Consider the following 24,784-nt stretch of genomic DNA (forward strand, 5'->3'; position numbering starts at 1 on the left):
TTAGCTATTTGATTGCTCTTCAAAAAGAAACTCAAGACTAAGTTTGGCATGTCTTAAATGTGGTATAACGATTGAACCACCAACCAGCATTGCAACACCCATAGCTTCATCCAGTTCAGCCTTATTCCACCCCTGTTTTACGCACTGTTCCAAGTGATAATCAATACAGTCGTTACAGCGCAAAACCATGGATGCAACCAACCCCAGCAGTTCTTTAGTTTTTGAGTTAAGAACACCTTCACCATATGCTGTTTTATCTAAGCCAAAGAAACGCTTTATTAGCAAACTGTCAGTATCAAGTGCTTTAGCATTGCCAAGCTCTCTTTTCTGACGGAACTCTTCAAAAGGATGAGTCATAATAATCCTCAATTGTACAAAAGAATCTATTGTACTGACGGCCAGATTTAGCTCAAGTAAAACTGCTGTTAGATGCTGTTTTATATAAAGTTTCTATGGTATAAATAGAGTGCTACGGCTTGGCTGAAGAGGAAAACCCATGTCTCTGACCTCAGAGGATAATAAAGAATTATTAAATATATTAATGCAAGGGGAAAAAGTCTGGAATCAATGGCGCAAAGAGAACCCGAAAACTCACGCCAATTTTGACGGACAAGATCTTCGAGGCCTGGACCTGTCTGGTTGTGACCTTTCTGAAATGAGTTTCGTTGGAGCCAATCTTGCCTATTCGGATTTACAGGGTGTAGCCCTGATCGCGAGTAACCTTACAGATGCAAATTTATGTTACTGCAATCTTACAGGTGCCAAGCTGATTGCAGCAAACTTGAAGCAAGCCAACTTAAGTCATGCCAATTTACTACATGCCAATTTATTAACCGCTATTTGTTTTAGAACCGATTTATCCAGCGTAGATTTGCGCGATCATGATTTGCGTGGTCAAGATTTACGTGAGGCAAATTTAAGCGGTGCAGATTTACGAAATCAAAACCTGGAAGGTTTGGATATGCAGGGTGCTAAATTAATTGGCACTAAAATGGAAAACGTCAATTTACGTGATACTAATTTAAACAAATCTAATCTTTCTGATGTGGATTTGTCCAGCTGTCGAATTGAAGGTGTGAGTTTAAAAAGTGCAAATTTAAGTAACGCAAATCTATCTGGGTTGGATCTTTCGGGTTTTAATTTAAGCGGTGTTAATTTTAAAGGTGCGGATCTACGTAGTGCTAACTTGACTAAAGCCAATCTCGATAATGCTATTTTAAGCGCTGCAAAATTATGGCAGGTTCAAACTAACGGCTGGTCAATCCGTAATATTGAATGCAGTCATGCAAGCTGGGATCAGCGTGGCCGCGACTATACTCATTATGCAAAGAATCAATTTGAAAAACTGTTCGCAGACAAGATAACGTTTACGTTACGTTACCAGCGTATGCTTTCCTATCAAGATCTGGCAACTTTACCTTTTTTGATTGAGCACCTTGAAGCCAGTTATTGGGGATGTAAGCTGCGTATTCGAGATATACGGAATGAGCCAGGAGATACAAGAGCTATCATTGTGGTCGAGGATACAGGAGGTCTAAACCCGACTATGCTTGAAGCCAGTTTGCGTCAGGAGGCTGAAAAATTACAGTCAATTCAAATCAGTCTTCAGTCAGAACGTAAGTTGCAATTTGAAATTCGTGAGTCGCTACAGGCCATTAAAGATAAATACTGGCCAAAACTGCTAGAGCTGTCGGAGATTGATAGCGATGCTAAAACACGTCGCCTGGCAGTATTGTTTACCGATTTAAAAGGCTTTTCTCATTGGACTGAAGAAGATAGAACTGAAAAGTTGTCATTGTTCCGGGGCTTATTAAAACCGGTATTGAAGAAATGGCAGGCTAGTTATCCAAATATGGAAGGCGACTCGTTAAGAGCGACCTTTCAAAATGTCGAGAGTGCTCTAAGCTGTGCCGCGATGATTCAGAAAGTTCTGGCGGGTGCTGGTTTTGCCTTACGTATCGGCTTAGACATAGGTGAGGTTAAGATCACACACAACGAAATCACCGAGCAGCTTGATATTGAGGGCGATGCGATAAACTTTGCAGCGCGTCTTGAATCAATGGCTGAGCCGGGTGAAGTTCTGGTGTCAGAAAATGTTCGACATTATGCTATTCAGGCGGACTCTGCATTTACTTTTAAAGAGCAACGTTTGGCCTTAAAAAAGGCCGTTGGCGATAAGCAGGCCGGTGATAAGATTGTCTGTTACTCGGCACAACCACTGGCATTTGTGCAGCCTCCGGAGTCATAGATGACATTTACGCCCAGGTCGGTATTGTTATTAACAGCGGTTTTATTTTTTCCAGCAAGCATTTTCGCAGAAGAAGAAACTCCTTCCATTCCTTCTACAGATATCACCATTATTCCTATTGAGTCTGATGGGAAACTTACTAAAGTTGATGCTGGCAATGCTCTTAATGTGTTGCATAACGAAGGTTATGATAACCAGCCTCACTTTTCAGTAGATGGCAAGCAACTCTATTTCACTCGAATGCTCGACCAGCAAACCGATATTTTTATTTATCGATTTGATGATAAGCAGTTATCTAATATCACCAATACTCAAAATATCAGCGAGTACTCTCCCACTGTTTTCAATACCTCTAGCCTAAGCGTGATAGCAGTAAACCCCGAAGGCCAGCAACATCTACGCTTGGTTAGTTTAGTTGGTGATTCACAAAAAGTCCTTAACCCGGCAATTGAACCTGTTGGTTACCATGCCTGGCTTAATAATGAGTTGGCAGCTGTTTTTGTGCTTGGCGACGTAATGACCTTGCAGTTATTTGATATTAACTCTGATGGGGAATCAAAACCGCTAACTGAAAACATTGGCCGTTGTTTGCAGAGAATTGAAGAAAATAAAGTCAGTTTTACTCAGGTTATCGATGGTAAGCACCATTTGTTCACCTTGAATCATAAGGCTGAAGTTGAGACGACAGGCATAGTATTACCTGACGGTGTTCAGGATTATGTCTGGTGGGATTCTGAAGGAGTGCTGGTTGGTCAAAACAGTCAACTATGGTATATAAGTAGTACTCAAAAGAAACAGATTGCAGATTTACAAGAATTAAATATAAACAACATCACTAGGCTTGCATTACATAAAAGTAAACAAAAACTTGCGATAGTCCACGAGTAATATCTCTAGGAGCAGTCTTACATGAAACGAAAGGCGAAGCCGCTACCATTTTTGGTAAAGAACCTGATTGCAATTGGCATCATTCTGCTTTTGGGCTTTGCATTTTTATTCCTAGCTGGTAGATGGTTAGAGTCAACAGAACATCAATATGCCGAAGAGCGCTTTAATGATGTGTCCATGCGCTATCTGCTCAAGGTTTCCAATGATGTTGAGCGGTTTATTGATGATGTTGATCAGCTGGCAACTTTCTTTTCACTTTCCGAAAAAGTCACCCGATTTGAGTTTGAGCACTTTGCGATGAGTAACTTGGTCAAACATGGCGGCGTCCAGGCTTTCGAATATGTTCAGATTGTAAGACATGAACAACTGGATACCTTTTTGGAGACTGCACGAGAAGCATATCCTGACTTTACCCTGACTGAGAAAAAAGAAGATGGAAGTTTGATTCCACTGGTTCTGAATAGAGATACCTATTACCCGATCCTCTATGCATATCCTTATGAAGAAAATAAAGAAGTTATTGGTTACGATCCTTACAATGCTGAGCCACGACAGGAAGCCTTAGAGCGCGCTATTTCAGTAAATGATACAACCATCAGTTCTAGAATGGAGCTGCATCAGCATCCAGGTAAGTCCGCAGCCTTAGTTTTCTCTCCTGCATTCAAGTATGAAAAAGAAGGGAAGGTATTTGAAATTATTGGTTTCGCTGAGGGAGTATTTGTACTTGAGGATTTGATTAGTGAAAGCTCAGATGATTTGGCACGATTTGGTTTAACTCTGGTTATAAAGGATGTTACCGATGGCGAGCCTGTTCTTCTCCTTGAACACCACTCAAGGGGCGAGCGTCAAATTGACGAAGAGCATTATTTTGCCATTGATAAGACATTTAGTTTCGGTGGAAGACAGTGGAGTATGGAAATAATAGGCAACATCGAAGAGTTCTATTTACCATTATCCAACGCCCGATATTCTCTAATTTTAGTAGTGGTGCTACTTGGTATTCTGCTCTGCTACTTTATGTATCTGGTGTTTGTTCTTTATAGAAATAATCAGGTCCTCATGGAAAGTAAAGGTCAGCTAAGAAAGAATATTAATGAACTTGAATCTAGTCGTAATCAACTGGTTTATCAGGCTAATCATGACTTCCTGACCGATCTGGAAAACCGCTTTGCTTTGGACAAATTTTTAATCGAATTGATTGAGCACAAGACAAAGCAATCACATGTTGCCTGTCTGTTGGATATAGATAAGTTCAATCTGGTTAATGATTCATTTGGCCATGAAGCTGGTAACTTTGTATTGAAACAGTTCGCAAAAGTAATTCAGAACAACATCAGCAAAGATGACAGAGCTTACCGCCTAAGCGCCGATGAGTTCTTAGTTATTTTTGACACAATGCAATTAGAGTCTGCTTATCATGTGATCGATAAAATTATTAATATTGTCCATGATACTGTGTTTGATTGGAGTCAGATGAATATTAATGTCCATGCCAGTGCAGGTATGGCTGTCATCAGCTCTGATACTCAAGGTGCGAGTGAAGTTCTATCTGAGCTAGCATCAGCTAGAACTATTGCAAAGGAAAAAGGCGGAAACAGAATTCATGTTTTCGATAAAAATGATCCTGAGAGTGTACATTTTCATAATCAGGTACTGTGGGTTAATCGTATTAATAAAGCGTTGGATGAAGACCGCTTTGCTTTACGAGTGCAAACCATTAAGAGCTTAAATAGTACCGGTGATTTAAAAGAAGTTCTTGTCGTCATGCTGGATGAAGAGGGAGGAATGATTCCGCCTATTGAATTTATTCCAGCAGCAGAGCGCTTCAACTTAATGCACAAAGTTGATCACTGGGTTGTAGATCGTGTGCTTGAATATCTTGAAGCAAACACTCAGGCCAGCGAGTTCTTATGGTGTATTAACTTGTCAGGCGTATCACTCAACAGCGAAGAGTTTAGAAATCGTTTGGTAGAACAGGTTTCAGAGTCTCCAGAGCTGGCCAAATATATCGTATTTGAGATAACCGAAACTGCAGCCATTAATAATTATGAATTGGTAAAAACATTCATTGATAATTTGAATGATTACGGCTGCAAATTTGCTTTGGATGATTTCGGCAGTGGTATGTCTTCATATGGTTATTTAAGAAATATACCGGTTGATTTCATTAAAGTGGATGGTTCATTTATCAAGCAAATTCTTGAAAATGATTATGATCAGACCATTGTTAAAAGCATCTGTGAAATCAGCGTCCAGCTCGGCATTAAAACAATTGCTGAGTTTGTTGAAAACGAACAGGTTTTAAATAAGATTGAAGAAATGGGTTTTGACTATGGACAGGGTTATCATATAGATAAACCAAAGCTTATTTAACAATCTCTAGAGAAAAAAAGCCGCATACAGCGGCTTTTTTTTATGAGCACAGTATCAACTTATAGTGTTGGACCTGCTGGAATCAAAGCCTTGGCTTTGTCATTGTCAGCAAAGCGGTTGAAGTTCTTAATGAACATTTCTGCAAGCTTCTTGGCTTTCACTTCCCACTCTGCTGCAGATGAATATGTGTTCTGCGGATTAAGGATGTTGGTATCAACGCCTTTCAATTCTGTTGGAATGGCTAAGTTGAAGTAAGGTAAATTCTCAAATGAACACTCTTCAATAGAGCCATCCATAATCGCATCAATAATACCGCGAGTATCTTTGATAGATATACGTTTGCCAGTACCATTCCAACCAGTATTAACCAGATAGACTTCTGCGCCAGCATCTTGAATGCGCTTTTCCAGCACTTCAGCATATTGAGTCGGATGAAGTGACAGGAATGCTTCACCAAAGCATGAGGAGAAGGTTGGTGTTGGCTCAGTAATGCCACGCTCTGTACCTGCAAGTTTGGCTGTAAAGCCAGATAGGAAGTAGTACTGAGTTTGATCAGGTGTTAGCTTGGCAACCGGAGGTAGTACACCGAATGCGTCTGCAGTAAGGAAAACCACTTTCTGAGCATGGCCTGCCATAGAAACAGGCTTCACGATATTATCAATATGATAAATTGGGTAAGAAACGCGAGTATTCTCAGTTTTACTGCCGTCGTCGAAATCAATTTTACCATTTTCGTCAACAACAACATTCTCAAGAAGTGCGTCACGACGAATAGCACGGTAGATATCTGGTTCGTTTTCTTCTGTTAGATTAATGGTCTTGGCGTAACAGCCGCCTTCGAAGTTGAAGACTCCATTATCATCCCAGCCATGTTCATCATCACCGATTAACGCGCGCTTAGGGTCAGTAGAAAGGGTAGTTTTACCGGTACCAGAAAGACCAAAGAAGATGGCTACATCGCCTTTTTCACCCACGTTAGCTGAGCAGTGCATTGACGCGATACCTTTTAATGGCAATAGGTAGTTCATCATTGAGAACATACCTTTTTTCATTTCACCGCCATACCAGGTTCCACCGATCAACTGGATTTTCTCAGTTAGATTGAAAGCAACGAAGTTTTCAGAGTTTAAGCCATGCTCCTGCCACTTAGGATTGGTTGCTTTAGAACCATTCATAACCACGAAATCAGGCTCAAAACCTTCCAATTCGTCTTCTGAAGGGCGAATGAACATGTTTTTAACGAAGTGTGCCTGCCAGGCGACTTGAGTGATAAAACGAACTTTTAGACGGGTTGCTTCGTCAGCACCACAGAAAGTATCAACTACAAACAGGCGGCTGTTTGATAATTGATTGGTCACAACCTCTTTTAAGTCTGACCAAACTTCTGGAGAGATAGGTTTGTTGTCGTTTACACCATTTTTTGACCACCACACCGTATCGCGAGTAGTGTCATCCATAACGATGTATTTATCTTTTGGTGAACGGCCTGTAAAAATACCGGTATCTACCGCAACTGCACCAGTGTCAGTAACCACGCCTTTTTCATAACCTTCGGCGCCGGGCTTGGTTTCTTCTTCAAAAAGTAATTCGTAAGACGGGTTATAAACGATTTCTGAAACTGAGTGGATGCCATATTGGCTTAAATCAAGATTGCGAGACATTGGGTACTCCTCTTGGACAAAGGCTTCTCAAACCTCTGCGATGCAACTGTTAAGCTAAGCGTTCGGGATGCTTAAAAATTGCGCGCTATTATCGCAGAAAATAAAAGGGCTTGCGAGAGGTAAACGCTATCAATCGTCAAATTTTTTGCCAGTCATTGGCAATTTAAATCGATAGCTTGAATTGGGGGCTATCACAAGAATGGGAGCGCACTATTTTCACCAGCCTCTAAAGCTGCAATAGTGAGCTTGCGGGTTTGTTGCAAAGTTTATGAGTTACGCCTGAGCGATAGTTCGGCAATACCAATGAGCGCCTGCTTATATTGACTCTCAGGTAACGGTTGCAGCGCTTCTATAGCTTTGGCTACTGCTTTCTCTGCAGATTGGTAGGTGTATTCGATAGCGCCTGTTTGCTCGATGACTTGCAAAATGGCTTCCATATTATCAAGTCCACCTTGTTCAATTGCCTGTCGAATCATCAGGGCATCACTTTCAGACGCATGCTGCATGGCGTAAATCAGAGGGAGTGTAGGTTTTCCCTCGGCAAGATCATCACCGACATTCTTGCCCAGCTCCTGAGTGTCAGCCGCATAGTCTAAAGCATCGTCAATCAGCTGGAAGGCATTGCCCAGTTGAAGACCATATTCACGTAATCCATTTTCAATGTCGCTGTTCGCTCCGGCGAGAATGGCCGCCAGCTGTGTTGCCGCAGCAAACAGAATCGCTGTTTTACGCTCAATAACCTGATAATAAGAAGCTTCATCCACATCGGGATCGTTCACATTCATGAGCTGTAACACTTCTCCGGCAGCAACTTCATTAGTGGTTTGCGATAAAACTTCCATGACTCGCATTTCACCGACTTCAACCATCATTTGAAAAGAACGGCTATAGAGGTAATCACCGACGAGTACAGAAGCTTGGTTTCCGAACATGGCATTTGCAGTCTGACGACCTCGACGTAGATCCGATTCATCTACCACATCATCATGGAGTAATGTCGCGGTATGGATAAGTTCAATGACTGCCGCCAGGTTGGGATGGAATTTCCCTTGGTAATTTAAGGACTTAGCCGCAAGAAGAAGAAGCATAGGACGCAGTCTTTTGCCACCTGCAGCAACAATATATTGACCGACCTGATTTACCAGAACGACGTCTGATTGCAGTCTATCAAGAATGATTTGGTTGGTAGCATCAAAGTCATCAGCAACCAGAGCTCGAATTTGGTCAAGGGTCATCATATTTATTAATAAAGCGTTTGTATTCTGTAGAAAAATCAATAAAATGCCCCGCAATCCTAGTGAGGCAGCTCGATTCGGTCAAGTCTTATCGGCTTTTTTTCGTATCGCCAGGCTGAGACTAGGCTTGGACTCGTGAAGAAAGCGTAAAAAAGCCTGATTTTATCGGCTTTTCGCTTGCTTCGGGGCGTGCTTTGGCTTACAATTCGCGCCCTTAATTCGTAATCGCATTACATATTAACCTTGTCGTTGAGATATACGAGAGGGTCATAACTGGAGAATAAATATGTACGCAGTAATCAAAAGTGGTGGTAAACAGCACCGCGTTAAAGAAGGCCAAGTTGTTCGCTTGGAGAAAATCGAAGCGGAAACTGGTGCTAACATCGACTTCAACGAAGTATTGATGGTAGCAGACGGCGAAAACATTCAACTTGGTACGCCTCTTGTAGAAGGTGCTGTGGTATCAGCAGAAGTTGTTGATCACGGTCGCGCTAAGAAAGTAAACATTCTTAAGTTCAAGCGTCGTAAGCACCACATGAAGCGTCAAGGCCACCGTCAGTGGTACACTGAAGTTAAAATTAGTGGTATTGCTCTTGATGGCGCTAAGCCAGCTGCTAAAAAAGCAACTGCAAAGAAAGCACCAGCTAAGAAAGCCGCTAAAACTGAAGGTGACGACTTAACTAAACTTTCAGGTGTTGGTCCCGTTATCGTTGGTAAATTGAACGACGCTGGTATCACAACATTTAAGCAAATCGCCGAATGGACAGCAGAAGATGTTGCTAAATTCGACGAGCAATTGAACTTTAAAGGCCGCATCGAACGCGAAGGTTGGATCGAGCAGGCTAAAGAATTATTGAAAGGAGAGTAAACGATGGCTCATAAGAAAGCTGGTGGTAGTACTCGTAACGGCCGCGATTCCGAAAGTAAACGTCTTGGTGTTAAACGCTTTGGCGGTGAAGAAGTAAGCGCGGGTAGCATTATTGTTCGTCAACGTGGTACTCGTTTCCACGCTGGTAACGGTGTTGGTATCGGTCGCGACCACACTTTGTTCGCAAAGGTTGACGGCAAAGTGAAATTCGAAGTTAAAGGTAAAAACAACCGTAAGTTTGTTTCTATCGACGCTTAATCGAATCAGATGAAGAAAAAGCCTCAGCCATTGCTGGGGCTTTTTTTTGTAAGCGATAATTTTAGGATTGTCGCTTTAACGATATGATAGACAGTTGGTCTAACAGGGTAACAGTGGCAGAATAGCGCTATGAAATTTGTTGATGAAGTATCCATTAAGGTGAAAGCAGGTGATGGCGGTAACGGCATCGTCAGTTTTCGTCGTGAAAAATACGTTGCACGAGGCGGCCCGGATGGCGGTGATGGTGGCAACGGCGGTAGTGTCTATATTGTAGCTGATGCCGAGCTGAATACCTTGGTTGATTATCGATTTGTCCGTTTTTATGAGGCAACTCGTGGCGAGAATGGACAGGGGCGCAATAAAACGGGTAGCAAAGGTGAAAACCTTTATCTCAAAGCGCCTGTAGGCACTCAGATTACTGATAAGGAAACAGGCGAGATTGTTGGTGACTTGGTGCGAGATGGGCAAAAGGTACTCGTTGCTAAGGGCGGATTTCATGGCCTTGGTAATACTCGTTTCAAGAGCTCTGTGAATCGTGCACCGCGTAAAGCGACACATGGTACTCCCGGTGAATTCCGTGAGTTGCGTCTTGAGTTGAAAGTACTTGCGGATGTTGGATTGCTTGGCTTACCTAATGCCGGTAAATCTACATTTATCAGAGCAGTGTCATCAGCAAAACCGAAAGTTGCAGATTATCCATTTACAACCTTGGTTCCAAATCTAGGTGTAGTTCGAGTGGATGCGGAATCTAGCTTTGTGGTTGCCGATATACCCGGTGTTATTGAAGGTGCAGCGGAAGGCGCTGGCTTAGGAATACGTTTTTTACGTCACCTTGCCCGTACCAGAATCTTGTTGCATATCGTTGATTTATTGCCATTCGATGAATCAGACCCAGTTGAAAACTTCAGTAGCATCATGAACGAGCTCTACAAATACAGTGAGAGTAAAGATATCTCTTTAAAAGATAAGCCTGTCTGGTTGGTCTTTAATAAGACCGACCTTCTGACGGAAGAAGAGGTAGAAGCCAAGATTGCTGATATGCTGGAGAAATTAGACTGGGATGGCCCTGTGTATCGTATGTCAGCAATTCAGAAAGAAGGTACTCGTAAAATTTGTAACGACATAATGGACTACCTGATTGAGCATCCTAAAATGCGTGAGTATGAGGCAGAAACTCAGGCTCAAGAGTTCAACTGGCCAAAGCCCGGAGCTATTGATGAAGTACCTGAAGAAGCTTGGGACGATTTGGATGATGACTGGGATGACGATTGGGAAGATGATGAAGACTTAGAAGGTGACGAGGATAGCGATGAACTTGCTGAGGAAGAGTCGATAGATGATGATTCAGCCGAAGAAGTTCAAGACGAGGAAAATAGTGACAATTCCAAAAGCTAATCGCTGATGCTTCATTGCGGATAAACTGAAAGCGAGCCATTGGCTCGCTTTTTTTTTAGAATGGAATTAATTGATAGTCTTCTTGCTGTAGAAGAACAGCCATGGTCATCGCTGACAAAGCGAGTTTTACATCTGAAGATAATTCACTTTTCTTTATGTCATAAAATGCTGCAGATTGGCCGCAAATATAAAACTCTACGCCTTTTTTAGATAATTCTTTAATTAAGTCTGTATTGGGATTGTTGTGTCCATGACGCTTCGCATAAGCCTCGTCAGTCAATACATCCTTGGTGGCAGCACCGTGAAGTACCACGGCGAGCTTCATATCCTCGAGTTTTACGCCATTCCTGGCGTGCATATTAAGAAAGCGAGCTACAGACTCAATTTTTCGATTATATTGGTCATGTTTTTTATGTGTTTCACTTATATCAAACAGAGCTTTATAGATAAAGCCCTCTGGCAGCTTTACATCAGCATCTGTGATTGCAGAAGTTGGGCCATATCCTTCTATAACTGGGCCCATTTTAATATCACTTTTGGCAGAAACGGGCGGTGGTAGTAATGCTAAGCAGCACAATAGAAATCCAATAATTTTCATGTCTAACCTCGACGACGATACTTTGTTCCATTATCTTGTAACTTAAATTTTTATCAGTATATCAACTCTTAAAACTGGCGCAAAAAAAAAGCCACTCTTGCGAGTGGCTGCAACACAGGGGGTTGTGCTAAATCGGTAGCTATCGGCCTTCACGTCTTAAGGCTGAAGCAGTAAATCCGCTGTAGGTTAATTCACTGGCGAAATCGTACATGGACTCTTTGTTATCCAGGCCGAAAGCGATGTAACGCTTGGCTTTCAAGTCATGTAGAACATCCAGTGTGCTCCACAGTACCGGGACTTCGTAATAATTAATGGCATGGGCCTCACCCACGCGCCATAACTGACCATTCTCGTCGTAATGATCTACCAACAATGCTTGCCAGCTATCTTCATCAAGATAGAAGGTGCGACGACTATAGATGTTGGTTTCTGTGTCCTTAAGCGTTGCTTCGACCACCCACACTCTATGCAATTCATAACGGGCATATTCCTGGTTAATGTGGCCAGGACGGATGATGTCGTCATAGTTCAACTGTTCGCTGTGTAGTTGATAGGCGTTATAGGGCACAAACATTTCTTTCTTACCCTTTAACTCCCAGTTGTACTTATCTGGTGAGCCGCTGAACATATCAAAATTATCAACCGTTGAAAGTCCGTCTGAAGCCAGGGCAGGAGCGTCATAGGCAACAGTTGGAGTACGGCTGGCACGACGACGACCTGGATCATAGCGCCAGGCTCTACGAGGATCTTCGATTTGATTTGATGTTTCGTGTACTAGTAATACTTGTCCAGCAAGATTGGATGGCGCAGTAATGCGTTGCTTGTAAAGGAACAGGAGGTTGTCTTTCTCAGGGTTTTCCTGCGCATAGTATTGCAATGACTCCTGTTCAAACTTGACCGGGGTGTAACTTCCGTCTTGCTGCGGTGTAACCTGAATATATTCACGAGAAATGTACTCACCACGGTAACGTGTTAAGTGGTTCCAGATCGCCTCAAGGCCATTGTTCGGAATAGGGAAAGGCGTACCGACTTTAGCATTAATCAGGCCAGCACCGTCTTGTGTTAGCTCAGCGCGCGTAGAATTTTGAATACTGTAGTCATAAACCTTCTTTGGGAATGATGCAGTCCGATGGGTTGGGTATACCTTAAGCTGATAGTCAGGGTATTGTTTAATCATTGCGACCTGGCCCGCTGAAAGTTTGTCAGCATATTGGCTTACATTGCTTTGATTAATGATCAATAGTGGCTTTTCATCTGCAAATGGGTTTCTGTGGTGTTCGCCTGGAACATAATCCTGAGGTACTTGGAGTATACCTCCAGTCCATGCCGGGATGGTTCCATCTGCATTACCTGCCAATTCTGCTCCTATTGGTGATAAGGTGTTACCAAGTTGTTGGGCCTGTTCAGCAGAAACTTTGGCCTGAGAAACCTGGTGGCTGGTGGTTAGCAGAAGCAGGGCAGTTAAAGTGGAGGAGATAAAGACCTTTTTCATGAAAGTGCCTCAAAAAGGATCTGAAGTAAAATGAGGCGCAGATTCTACTGATCCGACCAATAAAGTCAATAACTGGTCATACCTGATAGGGTAAAGCAATGAGCTGACCTGTAAGCTATTGAAATCATAGTTCCTGTGTCGATTAATTTTACAGTTTGATAGGCGTTAGCTATTTAATATATAGAAATAGGATTACAGCTAACTTGAGAATGACCGAGGGTAGCTATATAATTAACTATTGTTAATATTTCAGCAATGCAAACTAATGTCTGATCAAAACAAAGAAATCCAAGTACTTGCAGAAAGACTTTACCGACTGGCAGATCATCTACTAAAAGACTCTAAGCGTCATGGTCAAGAAAGTGGTTTGACCTCAGAAAGACTTTCAATTCTTGGAATTCTGGTCAATACGGGGCCACAAACTATCAACAAGCTGGCAGCAACTGAAGGAGTTTCTGCGCCAGCCATTACTCGAACCGTCAAAAGTCTTGAGAAACAAGGTTTTGTTATTAAATCACGGTCGAAAACGGATCAGCGGGTGGTATATGTTGCACCGACTCGTAAAAGTCAGCAGTTGCTTGATGAGATAAGCCGAAAGGCACAATCTACAATCGAAGAGCTGTTGCTAGGCATTGAGGCTGATGAGGCACACCAGATTGATCTTGCAATGACTCTGCTTGAGCGTCAGATTATAAAAACAAGCTAAAACAGCCAGTTAACAGGACGATGTGCTGATATCAGCTAATGAATTTCGAGTCCGAAGGTGTATGAGGCGATATAAAGGATAGGCATAAAGAAAAAGCTGCAACTCAAATGAGAAGCAGCTTTTATAATTCTTGCTGTCTTACTACTGGGTTATGTAATTACAAACCCACTACCAAGCGATTAAAGAGCTTGGATACGTGCAGTCAAACGGCTCTTATGACGAGCAGCTTTATTTTTGTGGATAATGCCTTTATTTGCAGCTTTATCAATCACTGGGATAGCACGCTCTAATGCAGTTTGAGCTTCAGCTTTGTTGCCTGCTTCAATCGCATAAACAACTTTCTTAATGTAGCTACGTAGCATTGAGCGACGGCTAGCGTTGTGCTGGCGACGAGCTTCAGCTTGACGAGCACGTTTTTTGGCAGATTTAATGTTAGCCAAGGTGAACTCCTAACAACAAAATAGTTAATTCAAAATTTAAGGTCGCGAAATATACCGCCTTTGCACGTCCTTATCAAGTAAAAACCACCAAAAACGGCAAATTCTGGCAATTTTGAGGGTTTTCAGGCGATTCTCTGGTCGCCAGCCGAATTATCACTTAAACTTGCGCCAATTTCTATAACAAACAATAGGCTAAGGAGCTGATGGGAAGCTTACTGAAATCCAGCACCATCGTCAGTTTTTGGACCATGATTTCTCGCTTTATGGGCTTAGTGCGGGATGTGGTTCTGGCCAATCTATTGGGCGCTACTTTTCAGGCGGACGTATTCCTGGTCGCGCAGAAAATTCCCAACTTCCTGCGTCGTCTTTTTGGAGAAGGGGCTTTTGCTACAGCCTTTGTGCCGGTTTTTTCTGAGTACTATTCCAATCGTAGTCAAAAAGAAACCGTTCAGCTGTTAAGTAAGGTATCGGGAACCTTGGGTGGCGTATTAGCCATTGTGACTATCGTTGGTGTTTTGGGTTCTCAGGGTGTGATTGCTATATTTGGTATTGGCTTCCTGGACGAGCCTGAAAAATTCAATTTGGCCAGTGACCTTTTGAAAATCACTTTTCCTTATATTTTCTTTATATCGTTGGTCGCGATGTACAGTTCGGTGCTCAACACCTTGAATAAGTTCGCGATCCCGGCATTTGCACCCATATTATTAAACCTATCGATTATTGCGGCGGCAATTGTTTTTGCCCCAACCATGGAAGAGCCTACCGTGGCACTAGCCTGGGCTATCTTCATTGCTGGAGCACTGCAATTATTCCTGCACTTTCCTTTTTTATGGAAAGCCGGTTACCTGCCAAAACCACAGTGGGCTTGGAAAGACAGCGCTGTGCAGCGAATTATTAAGTTGATGATACCGGTGATATTTGGTGCTTCGGTCAGTCAGATTAACCTGCTTATTGATACGCAAATTGCCTCCTTATTGGCTGAAGGCAGTATTTCCTGGTTGTACTACTCGGATCGTTTGTTGGAATTCCCTCTGGGTATTTTTGGGATAGCCATCGCCACGGTACTGTTGCCGACTCTATCTAAGTTCTTTTCCAAGAAAGACATGCAACATTACTCAGGTACGCTTGATTGGGGCCTGCGTATGGTGCTAATGATAGGCATTCCAGCGGCTATTGGTTTGTTCTGGCTGGCTGAACCCATCATGATTACTGTCTTTCAGCACGGCGCCTTTACCGAGTACGACTCCTTTAAAGCAGGCCAGAGTTTGCAGGCTTATTCATCAGGCTTGATAGCCTTTATGATGGTGAAAGTATTCTTAACAGGGTTCTATTCACGTCAGGATACTAAAACCCCGGTTAAGATCGCTGTTGTTGCTGTTGTTAGTAATATCGTCCTCAATCTGGCGCTATTTAAACCCTTTGGTCATGTTGGACTGGCCGCTGCAACCAGTATCTCCGCCTTTATTAATGCTATTTTGCTTTATCGGTTTTTAAGTAAAGACAATCACTTAAAGCTATCGCGTGAAAGTAAGCTATGGATTGGTAAACTGGTACTGGCAAGTGGATTGCTGCTGCTAGGCCTTTGGTATACCGACTTTAGTATCGAGCAATGGCAGGCTTGGTCTCGAATGGAAGCCATCGGCATGATTAGTGCCATTATTGCGGTGACTATCGTGTCTTATGCCATTCTGTTGGTAGTATTGGGTTTGAGACGCAAGGATTTTAGGATAGGTTAATGAAGTATCTTTTAGGCATATCGCTTCTTTTAATTTCTAGCTGTGCAATGGCAGAGATAAAATTTGTTAAGCACGACTTTTCTTTTGGTTCAATTTATATACCCAATAAAATACCCAAAGCGATTATGACCTCACCCGAGAGTAAAATAATTTCTATGGGCACAAAAGGGGAATACAATTTTGTACTCAACCTGAGTAAAGAAAGTTATTTCTGCCAGTTCATAACAAAACAACAATCAAAACTCTTGTTTAAAGGGAAGCCTTGTAATTATAAGCAGTTGTATTTAATGGAGAAACCATCGAGCTCTGAACTCCTAAATTTACACAAAGAACTTGAGATGCTTCTAACATCAATATTCTATTTTTGGAAAGACCCTAAATATAGTGATCGGGATATAAAGATATTCATTGAACAAGATCGCCTGAGTTCTATTTGGAGAATTGATAACTCTGGTAAAGTAAAAAGAGTTGTCTACAAGTCGGTACTGGATAATTCGCAACTATTAGTTGAGCAAGAAATAAGGTTAGAGAATACTCATAAGCTACAAATGAATGAGGGTTATAGTAAGGTGCCATCAAAATTTGAGCTGTGGTTTGCAGGATTGGTTCAAGACATTGCAAATGAAGAGTTTGATATAGATGATTTTGAGGAGTTTTGTAGGCTTAATGACATTGAGTGCTTTCTTAATCAAAATGGGGAGTTCATCAATTTAACACCAGTGAGTAACTAAACAATAAAGGGAGCTTGGGCTCCCTTTTTTAATTGCTAACCTCTTGTAACTACTTCTCTCCAACTAACTTCAACACCGCTTTATAACGTGGTTGTTGGTGTCGCTCCAAATAATAAGTCAGCTCTTTAGTTTCAGGATTATAGTCCAGCATCCAGACGTTACTTTTAGCTTCAGGGATCATCTCGGCAGTGTAACTGTCAGCATGAAAAAACTGCTTATACTGAGTAGGTTGCTCTCCTTTGTATGGGGCTGAGTAGCCTCCATATAGAGTCTGTTCATCTGGCAAACCGTCTTCATGACGATGGTCATGACGTAATCGCAATCCGTTATCAGTTTTGAATAAGAGCCAGGTTCTGGACTTATCTTCACCTACCTGAAATGGAATGGATATATAACGCGGGCCACAGCCGTCAATCGTGGCAACCAGCTTTTTGCCAGCAAATTCATGATTGGGATCCTCGGGGTAGGCTGTTTCACCGACAAACTGGCTGCCGCACATACGGGAAAGGTTATTAAAGAAAGCGAGTTCTTCATCGGTTAAGTCATAATCTGGCGCAAAAAAACAGGCACAGCTACCGAGTAGCAGGCTTGATGCCAAGATGATTGTTGATTTTAACTGTATTTTCATGAAGTTAGACGATTCCTGTTGATGTTTGCTGAGTATTGATATCTTGGCAGTTTCTAAGGTTGGATTCAATTCTAATGAAAATTGGCTAATTTATTGAAAGGTGGTTAATTCCTGACCCATTGTCCGCTATAATTGCCCGCTTTGATTGGCTCGGCATCAATGTCTGTTGCTTGGAGAAAAATGCGTTCATGCGCCTAATTCGTGGTCTATACAGTTGTCCTCAAAACCTGTTTAAGCAGGGCAGTATTGCGACTATTGGTAACTTTGACGGTGTCCACCTCGGACATCAGGCGATTATCAGGCGCTTAACGGATAAGGCCAAAGCGCTATCCGTGCCCAGTGTAGTGATTGTTTTTGAGCCACATCCTCAAGAATTCTTCCACCCAGAGGCTGCGCCAGCTAGGCTTTTTAAACTGACAGACAAGCTTCTGGCCCTCAAAGATTTAGGTGTGGATTACGTGCTGTGTTTGCGCTTTAATCGAGAGCTGGCTGAGTTAAGCGCAGAAGATTTCATTCGTCGGGTGTTGGTTGAGACATTGCACGTCAAACACCTGTTTATTGGCGATGACTTTAAGTTTGGCTACAAGCGAAAAGGTGATTTTACCTTGTTGCAACAAGTCGCGGAGTTTCCGGTTGAAGCCAATCAGACGGTGACACAGACCATTGATGGTGACAGTGCTCGAATTAGCAGCAGCTTGGTTCGACAGGCAATTGTTGATAATGATTTTGAGCATGCTGAAAAACTGCTGGGGCGACCTTATCGTTTCCGCGGCAGGGTAGCGCATGGTGATAAGCAGGGCCGAACGATAGGCATTCCAACCGCTAATATGGCACTGAAGCGGGTCAAGAGTCCTTTACAGGGCGTCTACGCGGTAAAAGTATTGGGTATCAAGGATGAAGCGATTAACGGAGTGGCAAATGTTGGCATAAAGCCAACTTTAAATGCTCGTAAAGAACGCCTTGAAGTTCACCTGTTGGACTTTGATGGCGATGTTTATGGTAAGCAGCTGACGATTGAGCCTGTCGCTAAAATTCGGGATGAACAGAAATTCAGTGGTAAAGACGAGTTAATTGAACAGATTAACCGTGATATTGAAAAGGCTCGGTCTCTTTTGATCGACTAGAATCTGCATATTGGCCTGAGCCTTAACATTTTTAATTAAACAAAACAGAGTAGTAGCTTAAATGAGCGATTATAAAGACACATTAAATCTACCAAAAACACGCTTTGAAATGCGTGGAAACTTGCCACAACGTGAGCCAAAGATGTTGGCTGAATGGAGCAAAAATGATCTTTACGGCGAAATTCGTAAAGCGCGTGCCGGTCGTGAGCAATTTATTTTGCACGATGGCCCTCCTTATGCGAATGGTAATATTCACATTGGTCACTCTGTTAACAAAATTCTTAAAGATATCGTCATCAAGAGTAAAACCTTGAGTGGTTTCGACAGCCCTTATGTACCGGGCTGGGACTGCCACGGTTTGCCGATTGAAAATAATGTCGAGAAAAAAGTCGGTAAAGCAGGAGACAAGGTTTCTCATGCTGAATTCCGTCAAAAATGTCGCGACTATGCAGCTAAACAGGTAGATGGTCAGAAGACCGATTTCATTCGTCTTGGTGTCTTAGGCGAATGGGACAATCCTTATTTGACCATGGACTTTAAATTCGAAGCTAACATCGTTCGAGCCCTATCGAAGCTTGTTCGTAATGGCCACCTCTTTAAAGGCGAAAAGCCAGTTTACTGGAGCGTGGTTGGTGGCTCTTCGTTGGCTGAAGCTGAAGTTGAATATCAGGATAAAACCTCGTTTTCTATTTATGTTAATTATCCTGTTGCTGATGAACAGGCATTTTTAAAAGCTTTTGACTTTGCGGGTGAGCAGGGCGAAGGCGAAGTCTCTGTGGTTATCTGGACCACGACCCCTTGGACACTACCATCAAGTCAGGCGGTAACTGTTCATGAAGAATTAGAGTATGTATTGGTTCAGGTGGAGCGTGATGGCAACAAAGAACGTTTTGTGCTGGCCCGAGAGCTCGTTGAAAGCGTTATGAAAGAAGCTGAAATTGAGAGTTATTCAGTCATCGCTTCGACTAAAGGTTCAAAGCTTGAAAACTTTGAATTGAACCACCCATTCTACGATAAATCGATACCGGTAATTCTGGGTGAGCATGTCACTACGGATGCCGGTACTGGCCTGGTGCATACCGCACCTGATCATGGTCCTGATGACTTTGTAGTGGGTAAAAAATATGGCATTGGCCTATTGAATTATGTGATGGCAAATGGTGTCTTCTCAGACGAAACACCAGTGTTTGCCGGTCAACATGTCTATAAAGTAGATCAGCCGGTTGTTGATCATTTAATAGAAAAAGGGCGCCTGTTGCATCAGGACAAGATGCGACATAGCTATCCTCATTGCTGGAGAACAAAAACACCTTTGATTTATCGTGCAACTCCTCAATGGTTTATTTCGATGAGCCAAAATGGATTGCAGGCTCAGGCTATGGAAGAAATCAAGAAGGTTAAATGGGTGCCAGAGTGGGGCGAAGCTCGTATCGAAAGCATGGTTGGCTCACGTCCGGACTGGTGTATTTCACGTCAGCGCACCTGGGGTGTTCCTTTGTGCTTATTTATTGATAAGCAGACTGGCGAACCACATCCTGATTCTGCCGATTTGATGGAAAAAGTTGCTGCTTATATCGAAGAGAAAGGTATTCAGGCATGGTATGACCTGGATGCTGCTGAGTTCGTTGATGCCGATAAATACGAAAAAATTGATGACACTCTAGATGTCTGGTTTGACTCTGGTGTCACTCACTACTGTGTGCTGGAAGCTCGCGACTATTTGCGTCAGCCAGCCGACTTGTACTTAGAAGGTTCTGACCAGCATCGTGGCTGGTTCCAGTCATCATTGCTAACTGCAACTGGCATGTATGGTCACGCGCCTTATAGACACTGTCTGACTCATGGCTTTGTGGTCGATGGTAAGGGCGAAAAAATGTCTAAGTCCAAAGGCAACGTGATGGCTCCAAATGATGTCATCAATAAGCTGGGCGCTGATGTATTACGTCTTTGGGTTTCTTCTGCTGACTACCGTGGTGAAATGGCGGTTTCTGAGGAAATTTTGAAGCGTACGGGTGATACCTATCGACGCCTTCGTAATACTTCACGATTCTTGTTATCGAATCTTGAAGGTTTCGATCCGGAAAGACACTCGGTTGCTAAAGATGACTTGCTTCCACTGGATCGTTGGGCGGTGGATTGCGCTTATCAGGCGCAACAGGAAATTATCAAAGCCTATGATGATTATAATTTCTGGTTAGTTGCCCAGAAGATCCATCATTTCTGTTCGATTGATATGGGCAGTTTCTATCTGGATATCATTAAAGATCGCCAATATACGGCTAAAACTGGCTCTCGTGCACAGCGTTCATGCCAGACTGCTATGTATCACATCATCGAAGCCTTGGTCCGCTGGATGGCGCCGGTATTGAGTTTTACAGCTTATGAAATTTGGCCACTCATTCCAGGCAAACGCGAGTCTAACGTGTTTGTGGCTGAATGGTATGAAGGCTTATTCCCAATGGAAAATGCTGATATTACTCAGGCTGATTGGGCGTTGATTTCAGAAGTTAAAGATGAAGTGAACCGTGCTCTTGAATCAAAGCGTAAAGAGGGTGCTATTGGTGGCTCGCTGGCCGCAGAAGTGACGCTTTATGCTAATGATGAGTTGTATGCCGTTCTTTCAAAACTGGAAGATGAGTTACGATTTGTATTCATTACTTCACAGGCTCGTCTTGAGCAGGGTGATGGTGGTGAAGCGACTGAAATGAAAGGTTTAAATCTAAGCATTACTAAATCGGACGCTGAAAAGTGTGAGCGCTGCTGGCACCATCGTCATGATGTTGGTCAAAACCCGGAACACCCAACCATTTGTATTCGTTGTGTTGAGAATGTGGTTGGCACCGGCGAAACTCGCCATTACGCATAAGGACTTTGATGACAATGAAAAAATTGCCATTTAAACAGTCTGGACTGGTGTGGTTGTGGCTGACCGTGGTCTTGTTGATTATTGATCAGGTTACTAAAACCTGGGCAAATACTGCATTGGCGCCTGTTCATGGCGGACCCATCATTGAGGTGATGCCGCATTTTAATTTAAATCTTGCCTATAACTATGGTGCCGCTTTTAGTTTTCTCGGAGATGCCGGTGGTTGGCAGCGTTGGTTCTTTACCGCAATAGCGATTGGCATCAGTCTGTTACTTCTCTTCTGGATGTGGCGCACCGAGTCGCATAAAAAGCTGTCCAATATTGGCATGGCGCTGGTTTTAAGTGGTGCTTTCGGAAACTTAATTGATCGTATAGTTTATGGTTATGTCATCGATTTTATTGACTGGTATGTGTCCATAGATGGATACCATTGGCCAACCTTTAACATTGCTGATAGCGTTATCCTAATAGGCGTTGGACTTTTGTTGATTGATTCATTTGTCAATCCGGAGCATAAGTCCAAGCCAAAGAAAGACGAGAATAAATAATGAAAATAGAAGCAAATTCTAAGGCTTTAGTGCATTTTAATATTTTGCTTAAGGATGGCTCAGCAGCAGATAGTACCCGAGTTGGAGGTAAGCCGGTTTGGTTTATCTTTGGTGATGGTAGTTTGACGGACAAAGTTGAATTCCAGTTATTGGGCGCCGAAAAGGGTGAAACTCGAAAGCTGGAAATTCATGGTTCTGATTTCTTCGGTCCTGCCAGTCCTGATAATATTCACTTTATGGATATTAATCAGTTTCCGGTTGATCTGAAGCTTGAAGAAGGATCCATCATCGCTTTTGAACAGATGGGCGGCGGAGCGATTCCGGGCATGGTCCGTGAAGTAAAGGGTCATTCAGTCAAGGTGGATTTCAATCATCCGCTGGCTGATCAGGATATTATTGTAGAAGTTGAAGTTGTCGATATTCGGCATCAGGAATGAGTGATGGATATTGTTTTAGCTAATCCTCGAGGCTTTTGTGCTGGTGTAGACCGCGCAATTGAGATTGTTAATCGCGCCATTGAAATTTTCGGTGCACCTATTTATGTCAAACATGAAGTTGTACACAACAAGTTTGTGGTTGATGGTCTGCGTGAGAAAGGTGCCATTTTTATCGAAGATCTCAATGAGGTTCCTGAGCACTCAACGCTTATATTTAGCGCGCATGGTGTTTCACAACAGGTTCGTCATGAAGCTAAAGAGCGTCACCTCAAGGTCTTTGATGCTACCTGTCCATTGGTGACCAAGGTTCATATGGAGGTTGCTCGCCACAGTCGTCGTAACGAAGAGTGCGTGCTGATTGGACATAAAGGTCATCCGGAAGTGGAAGGAACCATGGGCCAGTATGACAACTCCGAAGCGGGCATCTATCTGGTTGAAGATGAGCAGGATGTGGCTGAACTCCAGGTTCGAAATCCAGATGCACTCTTCTATGTTACTCAAACCACCTTATCGGTCGACGATACTCAGCGACTGGTCAATGCATTAAAAGGCAAGTTCCCGAATATTCAGGGCCCCAAAAAAGATGATATCTGTTATGCCACCCAGAATCGTCAAGATGCAGTTAAGCAACTGGCAGCAGAGTGCGATCTGATTTTAGTTGTAGGTGCGCAGAACAGCTCTAACTCCAGTCGTTTACAGGAACTGGCTGAAAATCAGGGGTGCCGTTCCTATTTAATCAATAATGCTACTGAGATTGATGCTGGTTGGCTTGAAGGCGTCAAGAAAGTCGGCGTAACTGCCGGTGCTTCTGCACCTGAAATTCTTGTGCAGGATGTCATTAAATACCTCGAATCTCAGGGTGGTTCAACAGCACTTGAATCTGAGGGAGTCGAAGAAAATATCGTATTCGTACTTCCAGCGGAATTGCGAGCAGAATAAGCATTTAGAGTCATTCTAACTACCTGATTCTTATCATTTTCCATTCTTTAAGCCGATAAATAACCGTTTATCGGCTAAATCTTACCGTTTGTCTATTAGTTCGTGATCTTGAAGGTTTGTTTTCGTATAACATACTGGTGAAAAACTTATTTTGGACCAGATAATGTTAAAGCAAAAATTCAAAACATCCGGACACCCCAAAGTGAAGCTCATATCTTCGAAACAGAAGGGCTTCAGTTTAATGGAAGTCTTGATTGCGATGATCATCATTGCGATTGGCTTATTGGGCTTCCTTTCTTTACAACTGGCGTCGATCAATTCAAATCAGGAAGGGTTGGCGCGTACTCAGGCGACATTGATTGGCCAGGATTTAGCTGCTTCAATGCGCGGTAACCGTAAGTTCATAAACCAAGGGGATGGTTCTGCGAATGTCGGTAATACGTATTTAAATAATGCCCTATACAACAACTGCACCACTGAACCACCTCAAGCTTGTAATGGTGCTGGAGCCAACTGTACCGATGAACAGCAGGCTGAATTTGATGTGTGGAAAGTTTGTGCAACCCTAAGTGGATTTGACGGCTCTGTAGCCAATACCGTGGATAATAATCCGATGGTCGGTGGCGAAGTCTATGTATCTTGTGCTGATAGAGAGGGTGGAGACGTTGATGCCTGTTCACCTGGATCGACATTATCGATTTATACCTACTGGTTGGCAGGGGCTCTGCGTGAGGATGTGGGTCAAAGTCAGAATATTATAAGAAATGCCCGCTGTGACGACTTTCTGCCGCCTGAGCAAGGACATGACTGCATAATCATAGACATCATGCCTTAAAGGAGCTGACTGATGATTAATTCAAAAATGATGCACTCCCTTAAAAGTAAACAGCAGGCTTTTACACTGATTGAGTATATGGTCGCTATTTTGCTTGGTCTAATTTTATTGGGTGGATTAACTTATCTGTTTATTGGTATGAAGCGCTCCAACGACACACAATCTAGCATTGCTCAAATGCAGGAAAGTGGTCGTTTTGCTATGTATTACCTGACTAATGATATTCAATACGCTGGTTGGGCCAACGTAGAGGAAAAAGGCTACGGCTTCTATACTTCTCCCGCATTTGACTTTGCTGGTGGCACAACAGACGGTGGCTCTGCCGCTGCAAGCGATTCAATTAGAATTCGCTATGAAGCCCCAACTGACTGTCTAGGCAATGCCAGTGGCGGCATTGTAGAAAATCGCTACTATGTCGATAGCGGTCAATTAATGTGTCAGGGTGTTGCTGGTGATCCACAGCCTTTGATTAGTAATGTAGACGCATTGCACTTTTTATACGGTATTGATACCGATGGCGACACAGTTCCCAATAAATTTGTCAGAGCAGACCAAGTTGCTACAAATGAACGTGAGTCAATCGCTGCCGTAAAAGTTATGCTGATCCTTTCATCTAGCAATGACATTCGCCCGGATACTAATGCACAAAGCTTTAGTGTTATGGGTCATGATGATACCTATGATGTAAATGATAAAAAGGCGCGGAAGATCTTTTCGACTACCATTTCTGTTCCAAACAAACCTGAATTCGTAATTACCACTTAATGTGATGGAAAGA

Annotated in this window: 23 protein-coding genes; 16 read left to right on the top strand and 7 right to left on the bottom strand. The window is 42.9% G+C overall.

Features of this window, described 5'->3' with window-relative positions; all coding sequences use genetic code 11:
• A complete protein-coding gene (locus CW740_RS04455) occupies nt 1–357 on the bottom strand; it encodes a carboxymuconolactone decarboxylase family protein (RefSeq protein ID WP_106646410.1) in 357 nt (118 codons plus the stop codon).
• Between the two features lie 139 nt (nt 358–496).
• Between CW740_RS04455 and CW740_RS04460 the strand changes: the two genes are divergently transcribed.
• Genes CW740_RS04460 through CW740_RS04470 form a run of 3 tightly spaced genes read left to right on the top strand, consistent with a single transcriptional unit; the run spans nt 497 to nt 5,509 of the window.
• Complete coding sequence (locus tag CW740_RS04460; RefSeq protein WP_106646411.1) at nt 497–2,248, top strand: pentapeptide repeat-containing protein; 1,752 nt, start codon at nt 497–499, stop codon at nt 2,246–2,248.
• Entirely contained in the window at nt 2,249–3,136 is an 888-nt protein-coding gene (locus tag CW740_RS04465) for a TolB family protein (RefSeq protein ID WP_106646412.1), read from the top strand.
• 21 nt (nt 3,137–3,157) lie between these two features.
• Entirely contained in the window at nt 3,158–5,509 is a 2,352-nt protein-coding gene (locus tag CW740_RS04470) for a bifunctional diguanylate cyclase/phosphodiesterase (RefSeq protein WP_106646413.1), read from the top strand.
• Nucleotides 5,510–5,568: 59 nt separating this feature from the next.
• Here CW740_RS04470 and pckA read toward each other — a convergent pair whose 3' ends face one another.
• Nucleotides 5,569–7,170 (bottom strand): phosphoenolpyruvate carboxykinase (ATP), encoded by a 1,602-nt coding sequence (pckA, locus tag CW740_RS04475; protein ID WP_106646414.1) that lies wholly within the window; start codon nt 7,168–7,170, stop codon nt 5,569–5,571.
• Nucleotides 7,171–7,436: 266 nt separating this feature from the next.
• Nucleotides 7,437–8,405, bottom strand: a complete 969-nt coding sequence (ispB, locus tag CW740_RS04480) for an octaprenyl diphosphate synthase (protein ID WP_188459767.1) — start codon at nt 8,403–8,405, stop codon at nt 7,437–7,439.
• A gap of 286 nt (nt 8,406–8,691) precedes the next feature.
• Between ispB and rplU the strand changes: the two genes are divergently transcribed.
• The 3 genes from rplU to cgtA all read left to right on the top strand — a co-directional run bounded on the left by rplU (nt 8,692) and on the right by cgtA (nt 10,926).
• Nucleotides 8,692–9,273, top strand: coding sequence for a 50S ribosomal protein L21 (rplU, locus tag CW740_RS12655; protein WP_106646416.1), 582 nt, complete (start codon nt 8,692–8,694; stop codon nt 9,271–9,273).
• A 3-nt stretch (nt 9,274–9,276) separates the two neighbouring features.
• The gene (rpmA, locus tag CW740_RS04490) at nt 9,277–9,531 is read left to right on the top strand and encodes a 50S ribosomal protein L27 (RefSeq protein WP_018625632.1); all 255 of its coding nucleotides are present in this window, start codon (nt 9,277–9,279) and stop codon (nt 9,529–9,531) included.
• A 129-nt stretch (nt 9,532–9,660) separates the two neighbouring features.
• On the top strand, nt 9,661–10,926 hold the full coding sequence (cgtA, locus tag CW740_RS04495; protein WP_106646417.1) for an Obg family GTPase CgtA: 1,266 nt from the start codon (nt 9,661–9,663) through the stop codon (nt 10,924–10,926).
• Between the two features lie 55 nt (nt 10,927–10,981).
• On the opposite strand, the gene CW740_RS04500 is transcribed toward cgtA, so the two are convergent.
• A complete protein-coding gene (locus CW740_RS04500) occupies nt 10,982–11,524 on the bottom strand; it encodes a DsrE family protein (protein ID WP_106646418.1) in 543 nt (180 codons plus the stop codon).
• Nucleotides 11,525–11,663: 139 nt separating this feature from the next.
• Nucleotides 11,664–13,016, bottom strand: coding sequence for a DUF1329 domain-containing protein (locus tag CW740_RS04505; RefSeq protein ID WP_106646419.1), 1,353 nt, complete (start codon nt 13,014–13,016; stop codon nt 11,664–11,666).
• A gap of 265 nt (nt 13,017–13,281) precedes the next feature.
• Between CW740_RS04505 and CW740_RS04510 the strand changes: the two genes are divergently transcribed.
• A complete protein-coding gene (locus tag CW740_RS04510) occupies nt 13,282–13,722 on the top strand; it encodes a MarR family winged helix-turn-helix transcriptional regulator (protein ID WP_106646420.1) in 441 nt (146 codons plus the stop codon).
• A gap of 179 nt (nt 13,723–13,901) precedes the next feature.
• Here the strand turns inward: CW740_RS04510 and rpsT are convergent, their stop codons facing one another.
• Nucleotides 13,902–14,162, bottom strand: a complete 261-nt coding sequence (rpsT, locus tag CW740_RS04515) for a 30S ribosomal protein S20 (RefSeq protein ID WP_106646421.1) — start codon at nt 14,160–14,162, stop codon at nt 13,902–13,904.
• A gap of 203 nt (nt 14,163–14,365) precedes the next feature.
• Here rpsT and murJ point away from each other — a divergent pair, with 203 nt between their 5' ends.
• Both murJ and CW740_RS04525 read left to right on the top strand, forming a co-directional pair.
• Nucleotides 14,366–15,898: a murein biosynthesis integral membrane protein MurJ gene (gene murJ, locus CW740_RS04520; protein WP_106646422.1), complete on the top strand. Its 1,533-nt coding sequence runs from the start codon at nt 14,366–14,368 to the stop codon at nt 15,896–15,898.
• Nucleotides 15,898–16,629 (top strand): hypothetical protein, encoded by a 732-nt coding sequence (locus CW740_RS04525; RefSeq protein WP_106646423.1) that lies wholly within the window; start codon nt 15,898–15,900, stop codon nt 16,627–16,629. Before murJ ends, CW740_RS04525 begins: the two co-directional genes overlap by 1 nt.
• 49 nt (nt 16,630–16,678) lie before the next feature.
• On the opposite strand, the gene CW740_RS04530 is transcribed toward CW740_RS04525, so the two are convergent.
• Nucleotides 16,679–17,257: a hypothetical protein gene (locus CW740_RS04530; RefSeq protein WP_106646424.1), complete on the bottom strand. Its 579-nt coding sequence runs from the start codon at nt 17,255–17,257 to the stop codon at nt 16,679–16,681.
• 188 nt (nt 17,258–17,445) lie between these two features.
• On the opposite strand from CW740_RS04530, the gene ribF reads away from it, so the two are divergent.
• The 7 genes from ribF (at nt 17,446) to CW740_RS04565 (ending at nt 24,771) form a co-directional block, all read left to right on the top strand.
• On the top strand, nt 17,446–18,381 hold the full coding sequence (gene ribF / locus CW740_RS04535) for a bifunctional riboflavin kinase/FAD synthetase (protein ID WP_106646425.1): 936 nt from the start codon (nt 17,446–17,448) through the stop codon (nt 18,379–18,381).
• Nucleotides 18,382–18,442: 61 nt separating this feature from the next.
• Entirely contained in the window at nt 18,443–21,247 is a 2,805-nt protein-coding gene (gene ileS, locus CW740_RS04540) for an isoleucine--tRNA ligase (RefSeq protein ID WP_106646426.1), read from the top strand.
• 14 nt (nt 21,248–21,261) lie between these two features.
• The gene (gene lspA, locus CW740_RS04545; protein ID WP_106646427.1) at nt 21,262–21,795 is read left to right on the top strand and encodes a signal peptidase II; all 534 of its coding nucleotides are present in this window, start codon (nt 21,262–21,264) and stop codon (nt 21,793–21,795) included.
• A complete protein-coding gene (gene fkpB, locus CW740_RS04550) occupies nt 21,795–22,232 on the top strand; it encodes an FKBP-type peptidyl-prolyl cis-trans isomerase (RefSeq protein ID WP_106646428.1) in 438 nt (145 codons plus the stop codon). Before lspA ends, fkpB begins: the two co-directional genes overlap by 1 nt.
• A gap of 3 nt (nt 22,233–22,235) precedes the next feature.
• Nucleotides 22,236–23,171 (top strand): 4-hydroxy-3-methylbut-2-enyl diphosphate reductase, encoded by a 936-nt coding sequence (gene ispH / locus CW740_RS04555; RefSeq protein ID WP_106646429.1) that lies wholly within the window; start codon nt 22,236–22,238, stop codon nt 23,169–23,171.
• A 163-nt stretch (nt 23,172–23,334) separates the two neighbouring features.
• Complete coding sequence (pilV, locus tag CW740_RS04560) at nt 23,335–24,006, top strand: type IV pilus modification protein PilV (RefSeq protein ID WP_106646430.1); 672 nt, start codon at nt 23,335–23,337, stop codon at nt 24,004–24,006.
• Between the two features lie 12 nt (nt 24,007–24,018).
• Entirely contained in the window at nt 24,019–24,771 is a 753-nt protein-coding gene (locus tag CW740_RS04565) for a PilW family protein (RefSeq protein ID WP_106648019.1), read from the top strand.
• Nucleotides 24,772–24,784 lie beyond the last annotated feature (13 nt).

Origin of the sequence: Kangiella profundi, assembly GCF_002838765.1 — a bacterium.
GTDB classification, from domain to species: domain Bacteria; phylum Pseudomonadota; class Gammaproteobacteria; order Enterobacterales; family Kangiellaceae; genus Kangiella; species Kangiella profundi.

Coding starts and splice junctions, on each gene's coding strand:
- CW740_RS04455 (WP_106646410.1), bottom strand. CDS start 357: ATGACTCATCCTTTTGAAGAGTTCCGTCAGAAAAGAGAGCTTGGCAAT.
- CW740_RS04460 (WP_106646411.1), top strand. CDS start 497: ATGTCTCTGACCTCAGAGGATAATAAAGAATTATTAAATATATTAATG.
- CW740_RS04465 (WP_106646412.1), top strand. CDS start 2,249: ATGACATTTACGCCCAGGTCGGTATTGTTATTAACAGCGGTTTTATTT.
- CW740_RS04470 (WP_106646413.1), top strand. CDS start 3,158: ATGAAACGAAAGGCGAAGCCGCTACCATTTTTGGTAAAGAACCTGATT.
- pckA (WP_106646414.1), bottom strand. CDS start 7,170: ATGTCTCGCAATCTTGATTTAAGCCAATATGGCATCCACTCAGTTTCA.
- ispB (WP_188459767.1), bottom strand. CDS start 8,405: ATGACCCTTGACCAAATTCGAGCTCTGGTTGCTGATGACTTTGATGCT.
- rplU (WP_106646416.1), top strand. CDS start 8,692: ATGTACGCAGTAATCAAAAGTGGTGGTAAACAGCACCGCGTTAAAGAA.
- rpmA (WP_018625632.1), top strand. CDS start 9,277: ATGGCTCATAAGAAAGCTGGTGGTAGTACTCGTAACGGCCGCGATTCC.
- cgtA (WP_106646417.1), top strand. CDS start 9,661: ATGAAATTTGTTGATGAAGTATCCATTAAGGTGAAAGCAGGTGATGGC.
- CW740_RS04500 (WP_106646418.1), bottom strand. CDS start 11,524: ATGAAAATTATTGGATTTCTATTGTGCTGCTTAGCATTACTACCACCG.
- CW740_RS04505 (WP_106646419.1), bottom strand. CDS start 13,016: ATGAAAAAGGTCTTTATCTCCTCCACTTTAACTGCCCTGCTTCTGCTA.
- CW740_RS04510 (WP_106646420.1), top strand. CDS start 13,282: ATGTCTGATCAAAACAAAGAAATCCAAGTACTTGCAGAAAGACTTTAC.
- murJ (WP_106646422.1), top strand. CDS start 14,366: ATGGGAAGCTTACTGAAATCCAGCACCATCGTCAGTTTTTGGACCATG.
- CW740_RS04525 (WP_106646423.1), top strand. CDS start 15,898: ATGAAGTATCTTTTAGGCATATCGCTTCTTTTAATTTCTAGCTGTGCA.
- CW740_RS04530 (WP_106646424.1), bottom strand. CDS start 17,257: ATGAAAATACAGTTAAAATCAACAATCATCTTGGCATCAAGCCTGCTA.
- ribF (WP_106646425.1), top strand. CDS start 17,446: ATGCGCCTAATTCGTGGTCTATACAGTTGTCCTCAAAACCTGTTTAAG.
- ileS (WP_106646426.1), top strand. CDS start 18,443: ATGAGCGATTATAAAGACACATTAAATCTACCAAAAACACGCTTTGAA.
- lspA (WP_106646427.1), top strand. CDS start 21,262: ATGAAAAAATTGCCATTTAAACAGTCTGGACTGGTGTGGTTGTGGCTG.
- fkpB (WP_106646428.1), top strand. CDS start 21,795: ATGAAAATAGAAGCAAATTCTAAGGCTTTAGTGCATTTTAATATTTTG.
- ispH (WP_106646429.1), top strand. CDS start 22,236: ATGGATATTGTTTTAGCTAATCCTCGAGGCTTTTGTGCTGGTGTAGAC.
- pilV (WP_106646430.1), top strand. CDS start 23,335: ATGTTAAAGCAAAAATTCAAAACATCCGGACACCCCAAAGTGAAGCTC.
- CW740_RS04565 (WP_106648019.1), top strand. CDS start 24,019: ATGATTAATTCAAAAATGATGCACTCCCTTAAAAGTAAACAGCAGGCT.